Origin of the sequence: Gulosibacter sediminis, from assembly GCF_014904065.1 — a bacterium.
GTDB lineage: Bacteria > Actinomycetota > Actinomycetes > Actinomycetales > Microbacteriaceae > Gulosibacter > Gulosibacter sediminis.
On record NZ_JACXJG010000014.1, the window covers coordinates 1 to 22741 of the forward strand.

The 22741-nt window shown below is 68.2% G+C and carries 22 protein-coding genes and 1 tRNA gene; 3 read left to right on the forward strand and 20 right to left on the reverse strand.

Features of this window, described 5'->3' with window-relative positions:
• Positions 1 to 303 precede the first annotated feature (303 nt).
• The 10 genes from mutM to ID132_RS08015 all read right to left on the reverse strand — a co-directional run bounded on the left by mutM (position 304) and on the right by ID132_RS08015 (position 11120).
• The gene (gene mutM / locus ID132_RS07970; RefSeq protein WP_193128303.1) at positions 304 to 1164 is read right to left on the reverse strand and encodes a bifunctional DNA-formamidopyrimidine glycosylase/DNA-(apurinic or apyrimidinic site) lyase; all 861 of its coding nucleotides are present in this window, start codon (positions 1162 to 1164) and stop codon (positions 304 to 306) included.
• A gap of 10 nt (positions 1165 to 1174) precedes the next feature.
• Positions 1175 to 1915, reverse strand: coding sequence for a ribonuclease III (rnc, locus tag ID132_RS07975; protein ID WP_193128304.1), 741 nt, complete (start codon positions 1913 to 1915; stop codon positions 1175 to 1177).
• 23 nt (positions 1916 to 1938) lie between these two features.
• Positions 1939 to 2142, reverse strand: coding sequence for a 50S ribosomal protein L32 (rpmF, locus tag ID132_RS07980; protein WP_125107861.1), 204 nt, complete (start codon positions 2140 to 2142; stop codon positions 1939 to 1941).
• Positions 2143 to 2340: 198 nt separating this feature from the next.
• Positions 2341 to 2904: a YceD family protein gene (locus tag ID132_RS07985; RefSeq protein WP_193128305.1), complete on the reverse strand. Its 564-nt coding sequence runs from the start codon at positions 2902 to 2904 to the stop codon at positions 2341 to 2343.
• 23 nt (positions 2905 to 2927) lie between these two features.
• Positions 2928 to 3431, reverse strand: a complete 504-nt coding sequence (gene coaD / locus ID132_RS07990) for a pantetheine-phosphate adenylyltransferase (RefSeq protein ID WP_125107859.1) — start codon at positions 3429 to 3431, stop codon at positions 2928 to 2930.
• Between the two features lie 62 nt (positions 3432 to 3493).
• Positions 3494 to 4207: a copper resistance CopC family protein gene (locus tag ID132_RS07995; protein WP_125107858.1), complete on the reverse strand. Its 714-nt coding sequence runs from the start codon at positions 4205 to 4207 to the stop codon at positions 3494 to 3496.
• Positions 4208 to 4241: 34 nt separating this feature from the next.
• The gene (locus tag ID132_RS08000; protein WP_193128344.1) at positions 4242 to 6371 is read right to left on the reverse strand and encodes an ATP-dependent DNA helicase RecG; all 2130 of its coding nucleotides are present in this window, start codon (positions 6369 to 6371) and stop codon (positions 4242 to 4244) included.
• A 26-nt stretch (positions 6372 to 6397) separates the two neighbouring features.
• Entirely contained in the window at positions 6398 to 8836 is a 2439-nt protein-coding gene (locus tag ID132_RS08005) for a transglutaminase TgpA family protein (protein WP_193128306.1), read from the reverse strand.
• Complete coding sequence (locus tag ID132_RS08010; protein ID WP_235988410.1) at positions 8833 to 9666, reverse strand: DUF58 domain-containing protein; 834 nt, start codon at positions 9664 to 9666, stop codon at positions 8833 to 8835. The genes ID132_RS08005 and ID132_RS08010 overlap by 4 nt, the downstream gene beginning before the upstream one ends.
• Positions 9667 to 10100: 434 nt before the next feature.
• Positions 10101 to 11120 carry an AAA family ATPase gene (locus ID132_RS08015; RefSeq protein ID WP_459562458.1) on the reverse strand — a complete coding sequence of 340 codons (1020 nt, stop codon included), beginning with the start codon at positions 11118 to 11120 and terminating at the stop codon, positions 10101 to 10103.
• 20 nt (positions 11121 to 11140) lie between these two features.
• Here ID132_RS08015 and rsmD point away from each other — a divergent pair, with 20 nt between their 5' ends.
• A complete protein-coding gene (rsmD, locus tag ID132_RS08020) occupies positions 11141 to 11704 on the forward strand; it encodes a 16S rRNA (guanine(966)-N(2))-methyltransferase RsmD (RefSeq protein WP_125107854.1) in 564 nt (187 codons plus the stop codon).
• Here rsmD and thiL read toward each other — a convergent pair.
• Complete coding sequence (gene thiL / locus ID132_RS08025; RefSeq protein ID WP_125107853.1) at positions 11680 to 12702, reverse strand: thiamine-phosphate kinase; 1023 nt, start codon at positions 12700 to 12702, stop codon at positions 11680 to 11682. The genes rsmD and thiL overlap by 25 nt on opposite strands.
• A gap of 58 nt (positions 12703 to 12760) precedes the next feature.
• On the opposite strand from thiL, the gene ID132_RS08030 reads away from it, so the two are divergent.
• Positions 12761 to 13249 (forward strand): DUF3515 domain-containing protein, encoded by a 489-nt coding sequence (locus ID132_RS08030; protein WP_125107852.1) that lies wholly within the window; start codon positions 12761 to 12763, stop codon positions 13247 to 13249.
• 36 nt (positions 13250 to 13285) lie between these two features.
• Here the strand turns inward: ID132_RS08030 and ID132_RS08035 are convergent, their stop codons facing one another.
• The 8 genes from ID132_RS08035 to ID132_RS08070 form a co-directional block, all read right to left on the reverse strand.
• Positions 13286 to 14395 carry a D-alanine--D-alanine ligase family protein gene (locus tag ID132_RS08035; RefSeq protein WP_125107851.1) on the reverse strand — a complete coding sequence of 370 codons (1110 nt, stop codon included), beginning with the start codon at positions 14393 to 14395 and terminating at the stop codon, positions 13286 to 13288.
• The gene (locus tag ID132_RS08040) at positions 14392 to 15477 is read right to left on the reverse strand and encodes an NAD(P)H-dependent glycerol-3-phosphate dehydrogenase (RefSeq protein WP_125107850.1); all 1086 of its coding nucleotides are present in this window, start codon (positions 15475 to 15477) and stop codon (positions 14392 to 14394) included. Before ID132_RS08040 ends, ID132_RS08035 begins: the two co-directional genes overlap by 4 nt.
• Positions 15474 to 16289: a lysophospholipid acyltransferase family protein gene (locus ID132_RS08045; RefSeq protein ID WP_125107849.1), complete on the reverse strand. Its 816-nt coding sequence runs from the start codon at positions 16287 to 16289 to the stop codon at positions 15474 to 15476. The genes ID132_RS08040 and ID132_RS08045 overlap by 4 nt, the downstream gene beginning before the upstream one ends.
• A 3-nt stretch (positions 16290 to 16292) precedes the next feature.
• The gene (gene murA / locus ID132_RS08050; RefSeq protein ID WP_193128309.1) at positions 16293 to 17669 is read right to left on the reverse strand and encodes a UDP-N-acetylglucosamine 1-carboxyvinyltransferase; all 1377 of its coding nucleotides are present in this window, start codon (positions 17667 to 17669) and stop codon (positions 16293 to 16295) included.
• Positions 17666 to 18319 carry a 3-isopropylmalate dehydratase small subunit gene (leuD, locus tag ID132_RS08055; RefSeq protein WP_193128310.1) on the reverse strand — a complete coding sequence of 218 codons (654 nt, stop codon included), beginning with the start codon at positions 18317 to 18319 and terminating at the stop codon, positions 17666 to 17668. The genes murA and leuD overlap by 4 nt, the downstream gene beginning before the upstream one ends.
• Positions 18319 to 19779 carry a 3-isopropylmalate dehydratase large subunit gene (leuC, locus tag ID132_RS08060; protein ID WP_193128311.1) on the reverse strand — a complete coding sequence of 487 codons (1461 nt, stop codon included), beginning with the start codon at positions 19777 to 19779 and terminating at the stop codon, positions 18319 to 18321. Before leuC ends, leuD begins: the two co-directional genes overlap by 1 nt.
• A 177-nt stretch (positions 19780 to 19956) precedes the next feature.
• Entirely contained in the window at positions 19957 to 20811 is an 855-nt protein-coding gene (locus tag ID132_RS08065) for a PP2C family protein-serine/threonine phosphatase (RefSeq protein WP_193128312.1), read from the reverse strand.
• Between the two features lie 102 nt (positions 20812 to 20913).
• Positions 20914 to 20989: transfer RNA gene (locus ID132_RS08070), tRNA-Glu, on the reverse strand.
• A 127-nt stretch (positions 20990 to 21116) separates the two neighbouring features.
• Here ID132_RS08070 and ID132_RS08075 point away from each other — a divergent pair.
• Complete coding sequence (locus ID132_RS08075; protein WP_193128313.1) at positions 21117 to 21767, forward strand: MBL fold metallo-hydrolase; 651 nt, start codon at positions 21117 to 21119, stop codon at positions 21765 to 21767.
• Positions 21768 to 21897: 130 nt separating this feature from the next.
• On the opposite strand, the gene ID132_RS08080 is transcribed toward ID132_RS08075, so the two are convergent.
• Entirely contained in the window at positions 21898 to 22698 is an 801-nt protein-coding gene (locus tag ID132_RS08080; RefSeq protein WP_193128314.1) for an aldo/keto reductase, read from the reverse strand.
• Positions 22699 to 22741 lie beyond the last annotated feature (43 nt).

Genomic DNA, 22741 nt, shown 5'->3' on the forward strand with positions numbered 1-22741 from the left:
CCTATCCGTGCAGCAGACCCGCCTCCGTTCGCGCCGTGAAGTGTTGCTAGGCGTTTGGGGCCCGCACAGGGGCAGGTGGTACCTGACCCTTGAATCCGTGCAGGCCGGAGTCGAAGGCACTCGCCCATTGTCTGGTCATCTCGGTGGCGTGATAGCGGGAAGTGCAGACTTCGTCGAGAGCGCCTTCGCCCGCTGCCGCGCGGGCAACGACACGACCCAGTCCTCACCGCCCATCATCCTTCGGAGACCAGGCGTGAGGTCTGCCGGCGAGTCAAAGTCCTTCGTCAGCCGCAGCCGCTCAAACTAGCGCCCTCGTTGGCAGCGCGGGCAGAAGTAGCTCGAGCGGTTCATGAACTTCTCGCGCACGATCGCAGTGCCGCAGCGGTCGCACGGTTCGCCCTGCCGGCCGTACACGTGCAGTGACCGAGAGAAGTACCCCGATTCACCGTTGACATTCACGTACAGCGCGTCGAACGACGTGCCACCCTCGGCCAGCGCATCCTGAAACACCAGCTCGACGTGGCCGAGCAACTCGCGCAGCTTCGCCACCGAAATCGAACGGCCGGGCCGGCCCCAGTAGAGCCGCGCGCGCCAGAGCGCCTCATCGGCGTAGATGTTGCCGACACCCGACACGAGTTGCTGATCGAGAATGAGCGCCTTGATGTTTCGACCGGATGCGCGTAGTCGCTGGACGACCGCATCGACATCGAACGCGGGGTCGAGCGGATCGCGCGCAATGTGACCGACCTGCGAGGGCAGCAGCTCACCGTCATCGGAGGGCAATAGCCGGTCGACCGCGAGCGAACCGAACAACCGTTGGTCACTGAAGCGTAGTTCGAGCGCTCCACCGCCACGCTCGATGCGCATCCGCACGCGCAGCTGGCGCTCGTCGAGCGAGCCGACGGGCCGCACAAGCAACTGGCCGCTCATACCCAGGTGCGCCATAAGCGCGAAGTCGGCATCGAACGGAATCCAGAGAAACTTGCCGCGCCGCTGCGGCTCGCCGAGCACAGCGCCCTCAATACGGTCGACAAAATCGAGCGCATCACCGGCGTGCCGCTTCAGCGCGCGCCCGTCACGCACCTCCACCGCGCGCACCGTAGCGCCGAACACCGCGGGCTGCAGCCCGCGACGCACGACCTCGACTTCAGGGAGCTCGGGCATGGCCGACCGACTAGGCCTGCGGCCGCTCGGTGCCGCTCAGCTCGTACCATGCCTCGAGTGCCGCGGCCATTTCGGCCTGCTTTTTACTTGGCCCCACGCCGGTGGCCGAGACAAGCTGCTGCCGACCGCGGTGCACCGTGACGGTCGCTTCGTAGCTGCGGTCGTGGTCGGGGCCGGTGCCCTCGACGGCGTACGCGGGGTTCTCGGCCTTGTTCGCGGTGACGACCTCTTGCAGCGCCGTCTTCGGATCCATGGCGGCGCCGAGCCGGTCGACCTGATCGAGGTACGGGTCGAGCAGACGCACGACGAACGCTTCGGCCTCGAGGTAGCCGCGCGAGAGATACGCGGCGCCGATGAGCGCCTCGACGGCGTCGGCAAGAATCGAGTCTTTGTCCCACCCACCCGTCAGCTGCTCCGACCGCCCGAGCCGCAGGTACTCACCGATGCCCTCGCGCCGGCCGATCTCGGCGAGTGTCACCGTCGACACCAGCGCGTGATGGCGCGGCGAGAGCTCGCCCTCGCTGAGGTCGGGATGCTCGCGGTAGAGCAATTGCGCGACCGCCATACCGAGCACCGAGTCGCCGAGGAACTCGAGGCGCTCGTTATCGGGCGCGCCATCGTGCTCATACCCCCACGACGAATGCGTCAGGGCAAGATCAAGCAGTTCGGGAACGAAGTCGACCCCGAGGGCCTCTGCCAGCGGAGCTGGGTCGGCGACCTCGGGGTCGNGCTTCTTACGTTTGCGAGCCAATTGCCTGCCTGAGACGTTCAGGCTTAGGCGTCAGCGACCTTGCGGCCCTTGTACTCGTAGTGCAGCGGGGTGCCCGCGGCGTCCTCAACGAGCTTCGCGCGGTGCGGGAGGCTGTAGGTGACCTTGCCGTTTTCAACGGTCTTGACGAGTGCGGGGGCCGTAGCCTTCCACTGCGAGCGGCGCGAACGGGTGTTGCTGCGGCTCATCTTGCGCTTGGGGAGTGCCATGCGTGCTTTCCTTCTAAGTTGCGATGTCTACACACCACCTGCAGCGAATCACAACGCACTGCGGGGTGAAGCGGTGTTGGGAGTGCGCTGCGGCAATCTTGCCGGCGCTGAGTGCCTGCATCCGATGCGGCATCTAAACCCAACTGGATACTTTACGCGAGAACTGTCGCTCACGCGACCCCCGCGACGTTGAACGGGCTACTTGTTCGGCTCGGATGCGCCGTTCGGGGCGGCTTCGTCGGTCGCGTCGGTGTCGCCTGACTGCAGCAGCTGCTCGAGCTGGGCCCAGCGCGGGTCGACCGCGTCTTCGACCTCGGGCAGGGATTCGGTGAGCTTCTCGCCGGTCTGCGGGTCGAGCCCGAGGCAATCCGGCTCGCACAGTGGCTGGAACGGCAACTCGAGCACGACCGCGTCACGAATCGGCCCCTCGAGGTTGACGACGTCACCGTCGAGCGCGTACTCGAGCGCCTCGTCTGCCTGGTAGCCAAACATCTCGGCGACGTGGCCCGACCAGGCTTCTTCGAGCGGCTTGAGGCACCGGCTGCAATTGCCGGTGAGTGTGCCGCGAACGTCCGCGGTCGCCAGGATGCCGTCGGCCAGCGTTTCGAGCCGAAGGTCGACCTCGAGCTCAGCGCCCTTGTCGAAATAGATCATGCCCTCGCCGATGCGTTCGGGCACCGTGACGTCAAGCTCAAGCTCGCGCATGCTGCCGGGCTTGTGCATGATCGTCGCGACATTGACTTCGTACGGGGATGCTGCCATACCCGTAAGTCTACGGCCGCGCGCTAGTTCGTGATCGAGGTGTCCATATGCCCTTGGAGAAATTCGCGCACAACCGCGGGCACATAGGGCGTGACGTCGCCGCCGAGCGAGGCGACCTGGCGCACGAGCGAGCTCGACACGTGCGCGTGCTTGGGGCTCGGCGACATGAACATCGTCTCGAGCTTGCCGAGGTGACGGTTCACAATGGCCATCGGGAGCTCGTAGGTGACGTCGTTCGCACCTCGCACACCCTTGACGATGACGTTCGCCCCGACATCGGTGCAATAGTCAACGAGCAGTCCCATGCTCCACGAGCGCACGACGATGTTCGTGGGCGCGCCCGCGTCGACGAGCGCCGACTCGATGAGGTCGACTCGGCGAGAGATGGGGATCATCGCCTGCTTGTCGGGGTTGTGCACAACCACCACGTGCACTTCTTCGAACACGTTGGCGGTACGGATGATGACGTCGAGGTGTCCGAGGGTGACGGGGTCAAACGAGCCCGGCAATACGGCGATTTTGGACATAAGTGGATCCTAGACCTTGCGGTTACGCTGACTGTTGGCTTCTCGGGGATGCGTACGACAGATTACGCGTCGGTGTCGGGCGATTTGTGCGCGTCAGACGAAGCCTCGCCCGCGGCGGGCGTCTGGCCGCCCGGGGTGTTGCCGCGGCGCATCCGCATGACGATGATCACCGCGGCGCCACCGATGACGAGCACGCCGACGAAGCTCATGATGCCGACGAGCCAGGGGTTCGTGCCCGAGTCGCTGCTCGCGCTGACGTCGACGTCGTTCGGGTCGACCGGCTGGTTCTGGAACTGGCCCGCGTCGGCGGTCGAGGCGCCGCCGCCGAGGGTGGAGCCAACACCGAAGCCGATGGTGCCCGAGATGGGGTGTCCGTCCTCAGAGACGACGCGCCAGTTGAGCGAGTACTCGCCGTGCTCAAGCTCAGGCAGGGGCTGGCTGATCGAGGTGCCCGAGATCGTGTAGGCCTCCGGCAGTTCGACCGTGGCACCTGAGGCGTCCTGCAGCGCGAACTCGGTGCCGACCTCCTGCACATTGCCCGAGAACTCGAGCACGGCCTCGGTGGGCGCGCTTTCGAGCGAGTCACCGTCGGCCGGGGTCGAGCTCACGAGCTCATCATGGGCCGAGGCCGCCGTCGCGGCGCCCCACACGGCAGCCGCAACCGCGAGCACGAGGGCAGCGAGCACAACGAGCACACGACGTGCGGCGTCGTTGGCGCTCGCCTGTCTGGCGATAGCGATCGGGCGGTGGCGGGTGTCGGGGCGCTGTTCAGTCACCCCACTATTTCAACATGAACGCCGTGGCGAACGCTTAGCCCATCTCCAGATGCGCGACGGTCGACCCACCGAGCCGCTCGATCGCGGCTCGTAGCTCGGGGAAATCGGTGAGGTTCGGGTCGCTCTCGAGCAGTTGGGTGGCCACCTCGCGCGCCGCATCGATGATGTCGATGTCCTGCGTCACCCGCAGCACCTTGAGCGACGAGCGGCTGCCCGATTGCGCGGCGCCAAGTACGTCGCCCTCGCGCCGCAGCTCGAGGTCTTGCTCGGCCAGTTCGAAGCCGTCGAGCGTCGCCGCGACGGCCGCCACGCGCGTGTGCGCGAGCGAGGCGGGCGGCGCCGAGGTGACGAGCAGACAAACACCCGGCCACTGCCCTCGTCCGACGCGGCCTCGCAGCTGGTGCAGCTGCGACATACCGAAGCGGTCGGCGTCGAGCACGACCATCACCGAGGCGTTCGGCACGTCGACGCCAACCTCGATCACGGTCGTCGACACGACGATGTCGATCTCACCGGCCGCGAACTGCACCATGACGCGGTCTTTTTCGTCGGCGTGCATCCGCCCGTGCAGCGACTCGATGCGCCGCCCGGCGAACTGTGGCAGTTGCCGCAGCTGCGTCGTCACCTCGAGCACGTTCGCGATCGGTCGCGCGTCGTCGTCCTCGGCGGGCTGCGCGCCCTCTTCTTCGCCCGGCTCGATCGCGGCGCAGACGATGAATGCCTGCCGCCCCCGCTCAAGCTCCTCGGCGGTGCGCTGCCAGACGCGCGCGATCCACTGCGGATGCTCCGACAGGCCGACCATGAACGATTCGATGCCGGCGCGGCCCGACGGCAACGTGCGCAGCGTCGACACCTCGAGGTCGCCGAACACGGTCATGGCGACGGTGCGTGGAATCGGCGTCGCCGTGAGCACGAGCTGGTGGGGCGGGTGCGGGCCCCGGCGCCGCAGGCGCTCGCGCTGCTCAACGCCGAAGCGGTGCTGTTCATCAATGACGAGCAGCCCGAGGTCGTCGAACTCGACGCCCTCGGTGAGCAGGGCGTGCGTGCCGACGACGATCTTCGCGTCGCCCGTGACCATCCGCAGTAGCGCCCGCTGCCGCTCGCCCTTGCTCAGCGAGCCGGTGAGCAGCGTCGGCATGAGTTCGCCAGCCAACTCGGTACCGAGCGAGCGTGTGATCGAGCGCAGGTGCTGCGTCGCGAGCACCTCGGTGGGTGCCAGGAGCACCGATTGGCCGCCGGTTTCGGCGACCTGCAGCATCGCACGCACCGCGACGAGCGTCTTGCCCGAGCCGACCTCGCCCTGCAGCAGCCGGTACATCGGCGTCGTCGTCGCGAGCTCGGCCTCGAACTGCTTGCCCACCGCCGCTTGGTCGGGCGTAAGCTCGAACGGCAGGGTCGCGTCGAAGCGCTCCCGTAGGCCACCGGGATGCAGGGGTCGCGCGAGCGCCCCAACCAGCGTCGCGCGCGCCCGCTTCTGCGCGAGCGCGGCCTGAAGTTCGAACGCCTCGGTGAACTTCAGGGCCTCGCGCGCCGCATCGAGATCGGTGTCGATCTTCGCGAGGTGAAAGGCACGGATCGCCTCATCGAAGCTCAGCTCGCCACGCTCGGCGCGAATCACCCCGGGCACCGGGTCGGGCAACTCGGGCAACTTCGGCAGCGTCGATTGCATGAGCCGGGCGAATCGCCAGCTCTGGTAACTCGCGGTCGCGGGATAAATCGGGATGGGCCGACTCGACCAGTCGTCGGCCGCACTCGCCGCGTCCTGGGCGTCGCCGAACAGCTGATACTCGGGGTGCGAGAGCTGTGGCGTGCCGTTGTAGAACGTCACCTTGCCCGAGAAGAGCCCGGTCGTACCGACGTGCAGTTGCCCCTCGCGGTAGTGCTGGTTGAACCAGAGCATGTCGATGCTGCCGTGGCCGTCGGTGATCGTGACGGTGAGAATGCTGCCGTTGCGGTTCTGCATGCGCCGCAGGTTCACCTTCGTCACCTGCGCGACGAGCGTGACGTACTCGTCGCGCTCAAGGTTGGCGATGCGCGTGAGTTCGCCCCGGCGGGCGTGGCGCCGCGGCAGGTGGCCGACGAAGTCGCCGNCCGTCTCCATCTCGAAGGCCTTCTTCAGCGCCTTCGCTTCCTTCGCCTCGACGATCGACGTCAGCGGCGCCATGAGCGGTGACGGTGGGGTCGCGGTCACTACGACTCCTTTCGGCGCTGCCGCGCTGCCCTCGCCCGGCGACGGCGCAGCAGCCAGCCGCGCATCCTGGTCGGCAGCGCTGAGAGGGGCAGGGTGCGGGCCGCGCGGCGCGCATCCTTGCCGGCGCGCTCGTGCAGCGCGGCGCGGATCGTCGCGACGTCGTCCCACGCCGCAACCCGGAAGTCGGGGCGCTCGGGGTCGGCGAAGTGCGCGGCATTGTGCGCGTCGGTGAGGCGGCCTGCCGCCGCGAGCGCCGCGTCGTGGCCGCGCAGTTCGCGCGCGAGCCGCGAGCGCTGCGCGCCCGTGGTGGCGGAGCGAGAAATCTCGACACCGTAGTCGCGTGCCGTGTCGAGCACTTCTTGCCACGCGGCCTCGCTCACCGCGATCGGAGTCGAACCCTCAGCGCGCACCTGGCGGCGTCGTGTGGCGGTGCGCTGCTGCCGCAGCAGCTTCGGCAGCAGGAGCAGGAGCGCGATGAGCGCGAGCGGCGCAAGCACCGCGAGTGCGATACCGACCCAGCGGAACACCGCCTCGAGGTCGAGCCCGCCCGTGTCGCGCTCGTTGTCGGCGCTGCTGCCGCCACCGTTGTCGTCGGTCGCGTCGGGCGTCGCCTCGGCGTCGGTCGGGGTCGGGGTGGGCGTGGGCGCCTCGGTCGTTGGCGTCGGCACTTCGGTCGGGGCCGCCGTCTGCTCGGGCGCCTGCTCGTCGAGCGTCGGCTGGTTGAGGCCGTCGGACGGCGTCGTCTCGAACGGCACCCATCCGTAGCCCGGCAGCCAGAACTCGGCCCAGGCGTGGAGGTCGTCGGTCGTGACGACGTACACCGACTGGCCGATCGCGTTGACGCTCTCTTCGGTGCCAGGCGTGAAGCCGACCTGGATGCGCGTGGGGATGCCGAGGAGGCGGCCCATGACCGCCATGGCACTCGAGAAGTGCACGCAGTAGCCGCTACGCACCTGCAAAAACTCGGTGATGACGTCGAGGCTCGTGCCGTCGTAGTCGTTCTCGACGGGCGCCTGCTCGGAGTAGTCGAAGGCACCGCCCGTGAACCAGGCCTGCAGCTGCAGTGCCTGCTCGTACGGCGTCGCGTTCGCGTCGACGACCTGCTCGAGCTGCGCGCGGATCTCGTCGAGCGCCGCGCTGTCGTCGGGCAGCTGGGTGTACGACTCGAGCTGCGACGACACGTTGAGGGGCGCCGTCGAGATCTGCTCCTCGGTCGGCCGCGGCACGGTGCTGTTGCCCTGGTAGCTCTGCGCGAGTGGTTCGTCGTCGGCCTCGCGCAGGTCGCCCGTTTCTTCGTCGCGCAGGTAATCGCCTTCGAGATCGCTGATCTCGTTGAGGGTGCCGATGTGCGGCAGGTAGGCGCTCACGCCCTGCTCGAGCACGATGTTCGAGTTCACCTGCAGCACGTTCGCGCCGGAGGCGAGGGCGTCGCCGGCGGGCTGTTCGCCGTTGGTCACCTCACTCGTCTGGTCGAACTCGCCGGGCACCCATTCGGTGTCGCTGCTGAGCTGCGTCAGCGTCGTCAGCGAGAGGTACGGCAGCTGCCCCTCCGACTGCGAGGTGGCGTAGCGGAGAATGTCGACGGGGTCGTCTCGGCGCAGGTCGTCACCGAGGTCGATGATCGGGTTGACGCGGTTCGTCGCGAGCGAGGCGTTGCCGTTGAAGATGCCCCACCAGGCGCCGCTCGTCGGCGGCAGCAGCACGGCGATGAGTGCGGCAACCGCGATGGCCGCGACCCCACCGATGAGCGCGCTGACAATGCCGCCGCCGCCCCGACCATCTGCGGTAAACCCGACCGCGGCGCGGGCCTCGTCGTCGCCCTGCTGCAACCAGCGGTGGCCCACGTAGAAGAACAGCACGAGCGCGAGCAGCGTGAGCGCCCAGAAGTACCAGGCCGCCGGCTCGACGCCGACCGTGACGGGCACGATGATGAGCGGCAGCAGCGTGATCGGCGCGAACGCCGGAGCCCGCAGCGACTGTGCGATGATGTCGGCGAGCGCTGAGAGCGCGACGGCGACGGTGCCAATCATCAGCGTGACCGGCTGGCTCTCGCGGATCGGCGGGGTGTCGCTCGCGACCTGCTCAGAGAACTCGCGGAAGCGCTGGAACGGAGCCGAGAGGATGCTCACCGGGTCGCCCGGTGCCGAGAGCACGACGATGGTGAGCAGCACGAGCGAGAACGCGACGACCGCGCTCACCCACATCTGCCCTGTGAATTGTCGAGCCGCCTGCACTGCCACGAGCGAGACGACCACGGCGATCGACACCGGCAGGAACCAGCCGAAGCCGTTCACGATCGGCGCGACGAGCGTCAACGCCGCGAGCATGAGCAGCACGAGCCCGGTCGTAACAAACCACGAACCGCGCTGCGTCGCCTCAGCCGCGCGTTCGCGCATCGCCGAGTTGCGGCGGGGGTTCAGGGTCGATTGCACGCTCATGCGGCGTCTCCCAGCACTCGAACGCTCTGCCACGGGTCGCGTGCGCCCGCCTGCATGAGCGCGACGCGCCAGCCGGCGCGTAAGAACTCGGCGACCCCGTCGGGGCGTTCGCCTGGGCCGTTCACGAGAATCGCGATGGCCGGGTCGCCGACCTCACACAGCGGCACCGCAGCCGTGTCGTTCACCTTGCCAACGTAGATGAGCGGCCCACTGCCGACCCGGGCGATGACATCGGCGAGCGTCTCGACCTCGGCCGNGGTGCCTGCGGGCGCGGGCTGGATGAGCATGAGGCGGCGCATGAGGGGATGCAGGGCGTCGCTCGCCGCGGTCTGCAGCCGGTCGAGTTCGACGCCCTCAACGTCGGGGGCGGGATGCGTCGCCGACGTCTCGGTGTCAAAGCCAAGTTCGTGCAGGCGCACGACGACCGACGCTGCGACCGACACCGCGAGGTCGAAGGAGTCGTCGAACCACTCGTCTTTCGACGGCGCCGTGCCGAGCACGACCATGCCGACCGCCTCGGAGTGGTGCTCTTCCTGCCGCACGCGCAATTCGCCCGCACGGGCGCTCGCCTTCCAGTGCACTCGGCGCAGCGGGTCGCCACGTCGGTACTCGCGAGTGATCACGTCGTCGGCCTCGCCGCCGCGGCCGAGGCTCACCTCGACCTCGTCGCCGCTGCGCAGCACGGGCACGTCCAACTGCGAGACGTCGTGGATGTGCGGCCACACCTCGATCTCCTGCACGTCGCCGATGCGCTCGACGCGACGCGTCAGGCCGAGACCGTCGGTGTTCTCGAGCAGCAGAGGCCCGACTTGGCGAATGCCGCGGCGCATCCGGTCGAGGCCATAGGCGATGCGACGCCGCCGGCGGCCCTCGCGCGGATGCAGTCGGCTCGCGATCGCGGGCAGCACCCCGCCGACGTGGGCGCGGTCGGCCCCCGTGACGACGTCGAGGTACGAGCCCGGCTCGACCCCGAAGACCGAGCGGTTCTGTACCTCGGCCACGACGCGCAGGCNTCGCCCGCGGCAACCGTGGTCGGGTAGACCGTGCGCTCAACCTCAAGACGGGGGCGCACGATGAGCCGCGCGAGCAGCATGAGCACCGGCAGCAACGCAAGCGCGATGCCCGACCAGCGCATCGGCGGCACGTCGAGTAGCTCGCCGAGCACCGCGAGCACGATGCCGGCACCGAGCAACCACCACGCCCGTGCGGTGGGGCGCAGCGGGGTTGCGCGGATGCCGGAGTTCTCGAGGACCGACACCGGTCGCTACGCTCCGGTCGGCGCGGGGATGTGGTCGACGATCTCGGCGAGGACGCGCTCGGCCTCGGCGTAGGACGACGCCTGACGGCCGCGGGCACCGAGCACGAGCCGGTGGCCGAAAACGGGGCCGACGAGCCCGCGCACGTCATCGGGAATCACGTAGCCGCGGCCGGCCACCGCGGCGGCGGCCTTTGCCGCGCGCAACAGGTGCAGCGAAGCACGCGGGCTCACGCCGACGCGCACCGCCTGGTGCTCGCGGGTCGCACGCGNCAGCTCGACAACGTACGCCTTGATGCTCTGGGCGACGTAGATCTCCTGCACCTGGGCGATCATCTCGCGCATCTGCGCGGCGGTCACCTGCGGCGCGAGCTGCGTCAGCGGGTCGCTGCGATCGCGCGACTCGAGCATCGAGAGTTCGGCCGCGCGGTCGGGGTAGCCCATCGAGATGCGGGCCATGAAGCGGTCGCGCTGCGCCTCGGGCAGCGGGTAGGTGCCCTCCATCTCGGAGGGGTTCTGCGTGGCGACGACGGTGAAGGGATCGGGCAGGCGGTGCGTCTCGCCGTCGACCGACACCTGGCGCTCCTCCATGCACTCGAGCAGCGCCGACTGCGTCTTCGGCGAGGCGCGGTTGATTTCGTCGCCGATGACAATGTTCGCGAAGATCGGGCCCGGCTGAAACTCGAACTGCGAGGTGTGCTGGTCGTACACCGCAACGCCGGTCACGTCGCTCGGCAGCATGTCGGGCGTGAACTGAATGCGGCTCGCCTTCGAGTCCATCGCCCGCGCGATGGTCTTCGCGAGCACGGTCTTGCCGACGCCCGGCACATCTTCCATCAGCAGGTGGCCGCCGGCGAGCAGCACGGTGACGGCGAGGCGCACCTGCTCGGACTTGCCGACGATGACGCTGCTCACGGCGTCGCGCAGATTGCTCGTAAGTTGGAACAGATGCGCGGCCGAATCCTGGTGCTGGCTCATGCGCGCTATCTTTCCACGACCCGGCGACAAATCCCGCATCGACCTGGCCATCCGGGGCCTAGGATCGGTGCGTGACTCGGATTATTGGTGGCCAGGCGGCAGCGGTGCGCCTCGAGGTGCCACCACGCGGCACCCGGCCGACGAGCGACAAGGTGCGCGAGGCGATGTTCTCGACGCTCGACTCGGCCTTCGAACTCGACGGTGCTCGGGTACTCGACCTCTATGCCGGCACCGGCGCGCTCGGGCTCGAGGCGCTCTCGCGAGGCGCCGAGTCGGTCGTGCTCGTCGAGAAGTCCGAGCAGGCGGCGCGGCTGCTGCGCACGAATGCGCGGGCCGTCTCCCGCCAGCTCCCCCGGGCCTCGGCCTCGGTCGAGAACTCGCCCGTCGCCCGCTGGCTCGCCCGCGGCCTTGGCGAATTCGACCTCGTGTTCATCGACCCGCCGTACGACGTTGCCACCGCGACCGTGTACGGCGAGCTCGAGCTGCTGCTCCCCCTCCTCTCCCCCGACGCCCTCGTGGTCGTCGAGCGGTCGAGTCGCAGCGACGCCATCGAGGCGCCCGAGGGGTACGTCCTGTGGCGACAGAAGGACTACGGCGAGACGGTGGTGCGCTACTTCGAACTCGCGTCGCGGTAGGGGTCCCACCCCTTCGCGGCCGCCAGCCGACCGCCGACCGTCACGCCCGGCGTGCCCTCGTGCACCGTGCCGATGCGGGTAAAGCCGGCGGACAGGGCGACCCCCTCGGGGAACGTCGCGAGCATGGTGTGCTCCTCGCCGCCCGTGAGCTGCAGTTCGAGGGCGAGCTCCGCGCTCGCCAGCGGTTTGAGGCCGAGCAGCCGCGCGAGGTGCGAGGCGAGGCGGTCACTCAGGTGCGCGAAGCGGCCAGGTTCGAGATCGATGCGCACGCGCGAGGCCGTCGCCAAGCGGTCGGCGTCGAGCAGCGGACCGTCCGAGAGGTCCATCATCGCGGATGCGCCGGCCCGGGCCGCGCGCAGGCCCGCCGTGAGATCTGGCTCGGGCGCGAGCTGCGCGTTCATGAGCCGCTGGGCCTCGGCGTCGCGGCTCTTGCGGAGCCCGGCAAAGAGCAGCTTCAGGCCAGCAGCCGACTGGCCGAGCGCACCCGAGACCGCCAGGGCATCCCCCGGTCGCGCGCCCGAACGGAGCACCGGCGCCCGACCCTCCAGCGAGCCGAAGGCGGTGACGGCGATGAGCACCTGCGGCGCGGTCGCGAGGTCGCCACCGGCGATGCCGCAGCCGGGCGCGTGCCGGCGCAGCGCCCCCGCCATACCCTCAGCGAGGCCCTCGACGAACGCGGCGCTCGTCGTACCCGGCACCGCGAGGGCCACGACGAGCCCGGTCGGCCGGGCGCCCATCGCGGCGATGTCCGACAGGTTCGACACCATGGCTTTGTGGCCGAGCTGCTGGGGCGACGACCACTCGAGCCGAAAGTCGGGCCCCTCGATCATCGTGTCGCTCGTCACGACCACCTGGCCATCGGGGGCGGGGAGGATCGCCGAATCGTCGCCCGGTCCGAGCGGCAGTTCGACGTCGGGCAGGCGGCGCAGGATGCGCGCGAGCACCTCGCGCTCGCCGAGCTCGGCAACGGTCTCGGCGGCAGCCATGGGTTCGGTCACCGCGCCACCATACCGCGCCCTGCCACCGCGGCCGCGGGCCGATAAGCTTGTGTGCACAATGTCTCGCTTCTCGCTGCGCCCCCTGGCGGCGCTCACCATCGCCGCATCCGCCGTGTTGTTGTCGGGCTGCAGCGGCCCATCGGTCGCTATGCAACCCGCCGAGTCGGCCGCCGCGCCCGAGTGCGCCGACGTCACGGTGCGTCTGCCCGACACCGTCGACGGCCTCGAGAAGCGCGAAACGAACGCGCAGGCCACGGGCGCATGGGGCAATCCCGCGTCGGTGCTGCTGCGCTGCGGGGTGCCCTCGCCGGGGCCGACGAGCGACCGGTGCATCTCGCTCAACGGCATCGACTGGATCGAGGACGCCTCCGAGGCACCGACCTACCGGTACACGAGCTACGGGCGCACGCCGGCCGTCGAGGTCGCGATCGACTCGAGCACCGGCGTCTCGGGCACGAACGCCCTCATCGACCTGCAGGATGCCGTCGGCATGCTGCCGCAGACCGGCGCGTGCGTCGGCCCCGACGACCTGCTCAACACCCCGTAGCCGGGCCCGCCCACACGTCGGGCGAGCGCGAAATCACTACTTCGCGTATCGCGAGAGCGCGACCTCGATGAGCTCGGTGATGAGCTCGGGGTAGCTCACGCCCGTCTCCTGCCAGCAGCGCGGGAACATCGAGATCGGTGTGAAGCCGGGCAGCGTGTTCACCTCGTTGATGAGGAAGCCCTCGTCGTCGAGGAAGAAGTCGACGCGGGCGAGCCCGTCACAGCCGAGCGCCTCGAAGGCGCGCACCGCGAGGTCCTGCGCGGCCGCGAGCTGCGCATCGGTCAGTTCGGCCGGGCACACGAGCTGCGCCGCGGAGTCGTCGAGGTACTTCGACGCGAAGTCGTAGAAGCCGCCGTTCGAGATGACGATCTCACCAGCAACCGAGGCCCGGGCGCGCTCCCCCGGGCGTGACGCGAGCACCGCGATTTCAACCTCGCGGCCCGAGATGCCGCGCTCGATGAGCACGTGGTCGTCTTCGGCGAGCGCGACGCGCATTGCCTCAGCAAGTGCCTCAGGCGCATCCACCTTCGACACGCCCACCGACGACCCGGCGCGGGCGGGCTTCACGAAGGCCGGGTAGCCGAGCTCATCGGCGACGCGCGAGGTAACGATGTCGCCGGCCTGTGCCCACTCCTGCGCGTGCACCGTGATGCCGGGCGCGGTGCGAATGCCCGCGGCCTCGAGCACGAGCTTCGTGTAGTGCTTGTCCATGCCAACGGCGCTCGCGAGCACCGACGAGCCGACGAACGGCAGGCCGACGAGCTCGAGCGCGCCCTGCAGAGTGCCGTCCTCGCCGAACGGGCCGTGCAGCACCGGGAACACGAGGTCGATGTCGCCGAGCGACTCGATGACGCCGTCGCGCAGCACGCGCAGCTCGCGGGTGTCGGCCGAGTCGGGCAGCAGGATACGGGTGCCGTTGTCGACGATCTCGGGCAGGTGCTCGGGGTCGAGGCGGAACTTCTCGGCGTCGTCGTCCTCGAGCACCCACGCGCCCTGACGTGTGATGCCGACGGGAATCACGCGGTAGCGGTCGCGATCGATCGCTCCGAGCACGCCCGACGCCGTGGCGCACGAGATCTGGTGCTCGCTCGAACGGCCACCGAAGACGAGCATCACGGTCGTGAGCGGTGCGGTGGTGTCGGTCATGCGGTTTCTCCCTGCGGTTCTTCGTCGTGTTCGGTGGCGAGGTGCGGCGCGAGGTCGGAGGGATGCATTTTGCCCTGCAGCACATCGGCGATCTGCTGCACGATTGGCATCGGCACGCGGCGCGAATTCGCAATCTGGAGAATCGACGATACCGAGCGCAGGCCCTCCGCCGTCTGTTCCATGCGCGAGTTGACGTCTTGGTAGCTGTAGCCCTGGCCGAGCAGGCGACCGGCGGTGAAGTTGCGCGAGAGCGGCGACATGCACGTCGCGATGAGGTCGCCCATGCCCGCGAGGCCCATCATGGTGTCGCGCGAGGCGCCGAGGGCCACCGCGAAATCGGTGATCTCGGCGAGACCGCGGGTCATGATCGACGCCTTGGTGTTCTCGCCGAAGCCGACGCCGTCACAAATGCCGATCGCGATGGCGATGAGGTTCTTGAGCACGCCGCCGAACTCGGTGCCGATGACGTCCTCGTTGACGTAGCTGCGGAGGTAGCTGTTGCGTGCGACCTGCGCGACGCGCACGGCGAGTTCGCGCGACTGGCTCGCGACCACGATCGCCGTCGGCTGCTCGCGGGCAATCTCGAGCGCAATGTTCGGGCCACTCGCGGCCGCGACTCGGTCGCCGTGGAGGTGCGCCACCTCGGAGATGACCTCACTCATGCGCTTGCCGGTCGAGCGTTCGACGCCCTTCATGAGGCTCACGATCGCCGCGTTAGGCGACAGCGCCGACGAGAACTCCTCGAGGTTCTCTCGGGCCGACTGCGCGGGCACCGAAAGGAAGATAATCGAGCCGTCAGCGACGGCCGAGCGGGTGTCGCAGGTGGCGCGGATGCGCGCGGGCAGGTTCACGCCCGGCAGGTAGAGGGTGTTGCGGTGCGCCTCGTTGATCTCGGCGGCGAGTTCGGGGCGCCGCACGACGAGCGTGACATCGCGGCCTCCGTCGGCGACAACCTTTGCGAAGGTCGTGCCCCAGTTACCGCCGCCAACCACGACCACGCGCTCCTGCTCGGCGGGCTGCCGCTCGTTTTCCGCGAACGCGGGCAGCGTCAGCGGTTGGGTGAGCGGGTACCACTCGCTCATTTCGCCGACCCCTCGTTCTTGCCGCGCCGACGACGCAGCTTCGCTGAGGCGCGTTCCTCCTGCACCTTCGTCGGCAGCCCGAACTCGGTCTCGCCATGGTTCGCGGGGTCATAGACCTCGGCGGGCGCCTCGCCCTCGCGAATCTCTTCGAGCAGACGCGTGATCTCGGCCATGAGGCGACGCGTCGCCTCCTCGACCGCGCTGCGCGAGGTGTGCTTGCCGGCAAACTCGGTCAGGTCGATTGGCTCGCCAACGTTGACGATGATCGGCGTGCGCCACCGAAACTTGAACTTCTTCTCGAAGCGCGGCATGAGTGCCTGCGCACCCCACGAAGCCATGGGGATCAGCGGCACATTCGATTCCAGGGCAAGGCGCACCGCGCCCGACTTACCGCGCATCGGCCACGAGTCGGGCTCGCGGGTGAGCGTGCCCTCTGGATACACGATGACGATGCCCTGCTGGCTCACGAGCTCGCGGGCGGCCGACATGCTGCCGCTGAGGTTCGCGGCGCGGGCACGCTCGACCGGGATCTGCCCGGACTTGCGCAGCAACCAGCCGAGGACGGGCACCTTGAACAACGAGGCCTTCGCCATGTAGCGCGGCTTTCGGCCGAGCTTCCATACCGCGACGCCGTTCGAGACGGGGTCGATGTCGGAGTAGTGATTCGGCGCGAGCACCGCCGCCCCGGTGGGCGGGAGGCTCCCGCGAATCTCGTACTTCGTTAGCAGCGACCATGGCGGCACCGCGATGCCCGCCATCACCCAGAACAGCGACGGTTTGCGCCGTTCCGGGTAGCGTCCACCTCGCGCCATCGTCTAGTTCTCGATCTCGAAGTCGGCGCCGAGGCCGCGCAGCTTCGAGAGGAAATTCTCGTAGCCACGCGCGATGATGCCAACGTTCGAGACGCGCGATTCGCCCTCCGCCATGAGCGCGGCGATGAGATGGCTGAAGCCACCGCGCAGGTCGGGCACCTGAATGTCGGCGCCGTGCAGCTGCGACGGGCCCGAGATGACGGCCGAGTGCACGAAGTTGCGCTGGCCAAAGCGACACTTCTGGCCACCGAGGCACTCTCGGTGCAGTTCGATGGTCGCACCCATGGCCGAGAGCGCTTCGGTGAAGCCAAAGCGCTGCTCGTACACGGTCTCGTGCACGATCGAGACGCCGGGGGCCTGCGTGAGCGCGACCACGACCGGCTGCTGCCAGTCAGTCATGAAGCCCGGGTGCACATCCGTCTCGATCACGACGGGACGCAACTCGTGCGCGTCGCCGGGGTGCGTGAAACGAATGCCGTCGTCCTGCACCTCGAAGCGCCCGCCCGCCTTGCGGAAGACGTTGAGGAAGGTGAGCATCTCGCTCTGGGTCGCTCCCTCGACGAAGATGTCACCGCGGGTCGCGAGTGCGGCGGCAGCCCAACTCGCGGCCTCGTTGCGATCAAACAGCGACTTGTGGTCGTAGCCGTGCATCGACGACACACCTTCGATGCGGATCACGCGGTCGGCGTCCACCGAAATGACGGCGCCCATCTTCTGGAGCAGGTTGATGAGATCCATGATCTCGGGCTCGATGGCGGCGTTCGACAGCTCGGTGAGGCCCTGCGCGCGAACGGCGGTGAGCAGCACCTGCTCGGTCGCGCCAACCGACGGGTAGTCGAGGTGAATCTTCGCGCCCGTGAGGCCGTTCGGCGCGGTGAGGCGGATGCCCTCGGGCAGCTTGTCGACCGTGGCACCAAACGAGCGCAGTGCCGAGAGGTGGAAGTCGATCGGGCGGTCACCAATGCGGCAGCCACCGAGGTCGGGAATGAAGGCCTCGCCGAGCTGGTGCAGCAGCGGGCCGCAGAACAGAATCGGGATGCGGCTCGACCCGGCGTGCGCATTGATCTCTGCCGAGTGCGCACGCTTCACGTTCGACGGGTCGAGGCGGATCTCGCCGCCCTCGACGTCGCGGTCAATCTCGACGCCGTGCACGCCGAGCAAGCCCGAAACGATGCGAACATCAGAGATGTCGGGCACATTGCGCAGCACGCTCGGCGTATCGGCGAGCAGGGCCGCGACCATGGCCTTGGTTACAAAATTCTTGGCACCACGTACGTGGACACGTCCGTTGAGGGGCTGGCCCCCGTGGAAAGTGATGGTGTCGGCGTCGAGTCCCGAGAACTTTGCGAAACGTGCAGCGTCCTCAGTCAGTGTGCTCACGCGCGATTCCCTCCAGTTGCTTCGGTAATTGCCGGGATTCCCGGCTCAGTTTCGCCCAGTGCGGGCAGGGTCCGCGGCATCCAGCTCGGGCGAGTCTTCTCAAACTCGTCGATTGCCGATTCGTCGCGGAGGGTCAGCCCGATGTCATCGAGCCCCTCGAGGAGGCGCCAGCGCATGTACGGGTCGATCTCGAAACCAAACTCGAGTTCACCCGCGCGCACAAGCTGCGCCTCAAGATCTACCGTCACCGCGGCGCCGGGGTCGCCCTCGAGGTACTCCCAGATCTGCTCGACCTGGGGCTCCTCGATGATGGCGATAAGCAGGCCCTGCTTGCCCGAGTTACCGCGGAAAATTTCGCCGAAGCGCGAGCCGATGACCGCCTGGAAGCCGTAGTCCTTGAGCGCCCACACGGCGTGCTCGCGGCTCGAGCCGGTGCCAAAGTCGGGGCCGACGACGAGCACGCGCGGGCTCGCGTACGCGGGCTGGTTCAGGATGAACTCCGGGTCCTGCCGCCAGTTCGCGAACAGGGCATCGTCAAAGCCGGTTTTCGTGACGCGCTTGAGGAACACCGCCGGGATGATCTGGTCGGTGTCGACGTTCGAACGGCGCAGCGGAACTCCGGTGCCGTCAATCCTTGAAATTTTGTCCATTAGGCGGCCTCTCCCGCGTGTGCCGGTGCCACGACGGGCTCCAGGTCGGATGGGCTTGAGAGCGTTCCGCGCACCGCGGTCGCGCCCGCGACGAGCGGCGAGACGAGGTGGGTGCGGCCACCCTTGCCCTGGCGGCCCTCAAAGTTGCGGTTCGAGGTCGAGGCGCAGCGTTCGCCCGGTTCGAGCTGGTCGGGGTTCATGCCGAGGCACATCGAGCAGCCGGCGAAGCGCCACTCGGCACCGAAGTCCTTCACGATGCGGTCGATGCCCTCGGCCTCGGCCTGCAGGCGCACGCGGGCCGAACCCGGCACGACCATGACGCGAACGTCATCCGCCTTCTGGCGGCCCTCGATGATGCTCGCGAAGGCACGGAGGTCTTCGATGCGCGAGTTCGTGCACGAGCCCATGAACACCGTGTCGACCTTGACGTCCTTGAGCGGCGTGCCGGCCTTGAGGTCCATGTATTCGAGCGCGCGCTCAGCGGCAGTGCGCTCGTTCGGGTCGGCCATGTCGGCCGGGTTCGGCACGACCTCCGACAGCGGCGAACCTTGGCCGGGGTTCGTGCCCCAGGTCACGAAGGGCTCGAGCTCGTTCGCGTCGATGAACACCTCAGCGTCGAACGTCGCTCCCTCGTCGGTGCGCAGGGTGCGCCAGTACTCGACCGCGGCATCCCAGTCAGCGCCCGCTGGCGCGTGCGGGCGGCCCTTGAGGTAGTCGAACGTCGTGTCGTCGGGAGCGACGAGGCCCGCGCGGGCGCCCGCCTCGATCGACATGTTGCAGATCGTCATGCGGCCCTCCATCGAGAGCTCCCGGATCGCCGAACCGCGGTATTCGAGCACGTAGCCCGCGCCGCCGCCGGTGCCGATCTTCGCGATGACCGCGAGGATGATGTCCTTCGCCGTCACGCCGGGGCGCAGCGTGCCCTCGACGTTGATGGCCATGGTCTTGAACGGCTTCAGCGGCAGGGTCTGGGTGGCGAGCACGTGCTCGACCTCCGACGTGCCGATACCGAACGCCATCGCGCCGAACGCGCCGTGCGTCGAGGTGTGCGAGTCGCCGCATACGACCGTGACGCCGGGCATCGTCAGGCCGAGCTGCGGGCCGACGACGTGCACGATGCCCTGCTCGCGGTCGCCGAGCGAGTGGAGACGAATGCCGAACTCCTCGGCGTTGTGGCGCAGGGTGTCGATCTGCGTGCGCGACGTGTCGTCGGCGATGCGGTCGAGGATGTTCACCGTCGGGGTGTTGTGGTCCTCAGTCGCGATCGTGAGGTCGGGGCGGCGCACCGGGCGGCCGGCCTGACGGAGGCCATCGAAGGCCTGCGGGCTCGTGACCTCGTGCATGATGTGCAGGTCGATGTAGATGAGGTCGGGCGCACCGTCCTCGCCGCGCTTCACAATGTGGGCGTCCCACACCTTCTCGGGCAGCGTCTTGGGCGCCTGTGCGGATTCTGTGCTCATGGTTCCAATTTCTCTTGGTTCAGCGGTTCAGGCGATGACTGACTCCGCGACGGGGTCGCCTTTGGCTAAATCCCGTCGCGGCACAGAAGGAGCCGCAGAACACGCATGCACGTCATCGTAGCAACCGGCCCAAATTCGTCAGGTAGGTCGTTTTCGACGTTCGCCGAGAACGTAGTCTCACTGGCCCGGCTCGGCGGAAGCGCTCGGCGGTGCTTCAACACCCTCAGGAGCGACCACGGTCGACTCAACCACCACGACACTGACGTTGTCGCGGCCGCCATGCCGCAGCGCCCCCGCAACGAGCGCCTGCGCGAGCGTGTCCTTGTCGTGGGTGTTCTCGATGTGGTTCCGAATCGTCGCCGAGATCTGCTCGTCCTCGAGCTCTTTCGTGAGCCCGTCGGAGCAGATGATGAAGACTTGGTGGCCCTGCACGGGCATGAGCCAGAGGTCGGTGTCAACGAAGGTATCCGACCCAACGGCGCGGGTAATGACGTTGCGGTCAGGGTGCACGAGGGCTTCCTCCGGCGTGATGACGCCGAGCGCCACAAGCTCATGCACCGCCGAGTGGTCCACTGTGATCTGCACGACCTCGCGGCCATTCCAGCTGTAGACACGCGAGTCGCCGACATTGAAGATCATCCAGTGCGGCAGAATCTCGTCGCCGTCGCCCGCCGCGACCTCGACGAGCGCGACGCCGGTGAGGGTCGTGCCGGCGACCGCCCCTGGGCCGTCCGCCTCGGTGATGAGGTTTTGGATGCGGTCGTTCGCCGCGTCGATGACAGCGAGGATTTCGGCGGGGGTCGACGGCTCGCTCGAGGGCAGCAACTCGTCGAAGGCCGCGCCGATAGCCTGGCTCGCGCGATCTCCGTAGTGGTGGCCGCCCATGCCGTCGGCGACAAGGAAGATCGGTGCACGGGTGTAGACGGAGTCCTCGTTGACGGCGCGCACAGCACCGATGTCCGTCGCTGCGACGGCGCGGAGTTCAATGTTGCCGCCGCGGGTCGCGAGCGTAGTGATTAGCTCTTCGGCCACTTCCACCCCTATGCGTTCTGCCTGCCAAAAAACCATAGCGGGTTCGAGGCACGCCGTGGAAACCAACAAAGCCCGGACCTTGCGATCCGGGCTTTGTCAGGTTGGTGACCCCAGCGGGATTTGAACCCGCGCTGCCGCCGTGAGAGGGCGGTGTCCTAGGCCGCTAAACGATGGGGCCGCGCTGACAACTCGTCTATCTTGGCACATGGTTCAGCGCATGGTCAAATCGGCGTGCGAGAATTCTGAGGTTGCCCTTTTTCGGGCCCAAGGTTGGGCCAATCCGAGCGATCCGAAAGGAAGACTCCGTGCGAGTCACCAAGCTTGAGCACGCCTGCATCCTCGTCGAGGAGAGCGGCCGCAAGTGCTTCATCGATCCGGGCAAGTTCACGACCCCGATCACCGAGGCCGCGCTCGTCGACCTCGTCGCCATCACGCACGAGCACGATGACCACTGGACGACCGAGCAGCTCGCGCGGCTTGCCGAGCGCTCCCCCGGCCTGACTGTCGTGACCACCGCGGCGACGGCCGAGCGCATCCGAGACGCTGGCATCGAAGGCCTGCGCAACGTCATCGTCGGCAAGCCGGGCGCGAACTATGAGATCGGCGAATTCAAGATCTCGTGCTTCGGCGGCAAGCACGCCGAGATCCACTCATCGATTCCGATCATCGACAACCTCGTCGTCATCAACGGCAAGCTCGCTTACGGCGGCGACGCCTACGATCTACCGCCGCTGCCCGTCCAGGCGCTGGCCGTGCCGAAGTACGGGCCCTGGATGCGCATGGCCGAGTCGATGGACTACCTCGCGCAGGTGCGCCCCAAGCGGGCCTTCGGCGTGCACGAGATGTTGCTCGCCCTGCCAGGAAAACAGCTTGCGACGGCGCGCTTCAGCGAGATCGCCGAGTCGGTCGGCGCGAAGTATCTCGACCTCGCACCCTACGACTCCTTCGCGCTCTAACGGCAGCCGCGCATCCGCCGCCGTTGTATTGGGTGCAGTTTTCTACGAACGATGCNGGCCACAACCGCAGCTCCCGGAGAGAACCGCACCCAATGGCTGGCAAGCGGCGAGGACAGGCGCCGCCACGCGGTTAGCGCTCGTCGTGGGTGCGGGGGTCGAAGTCGCCGAGCTCGCGCTGCGGCTGCTTCGCGATCGCGGCGAGTTCGTCGTCGCCGAGGTGGATGCGGACGGCCTCGAGATTCTGCAGTTGGCGGTCGGTGTTCGCCGAGCGCACGATCGGCACGCTGCCGATCGCGGAGTGCCACGCGAGCATGACCTGCGCCGGCGAGAGGCCACGGGCGCGCGCGATCTCGCCCACCGCATCCTGCCCGACGTCGCCCCGCGCGAGCGGCGACCACGCCTGGATGTTGATGTCTCGGGCCCGCAGTTCGGCGACGAGATCGTCGCGGCGCAGGCCCGGGTCGAGCTGAATCTGGTTCGTCCAGGGTCGCTCGCCCGTGCGCTCCTCGAGCGCGTCGAGGTGCTCCGGTAAGAAATTCGAGACGCCGATGTTCCGCACGAGCCCCTCGTCGCGCGCCTGCAGCATCTGCTCGAACGCGTCGACGTACTTACCGAGCATCGGCAGCGGCCAGTGGATGAGCCACGAGTCGAGGTAGTCGAGCCCGAGGAGCTCGAGGCTCGACTTCAGCGCGTCACCAACGCGGTCGTGGTCGTTGCCGCGCAGCTTCGTCTGCACAAACAACTGCGAGCGGGGCACGCCGCTCCTGGCGATGCCGCGCCCGACCGCTGCCTCGTTCTCGTACCGCGACGCCGTGTCGATGAGGCGGTATCCGACGCCGATCGCGCTCGCGACCGCGGTGGTCGCCTCATCGTCCTGGAATGGCCAGGTGCCGAAGCCAATGGTTTGCTGCTCAAGTTCGTTGTCGGTCATGCCCAAACGCTATGCCCGCAGGCTGAGCCGCGCCCGGATGCCC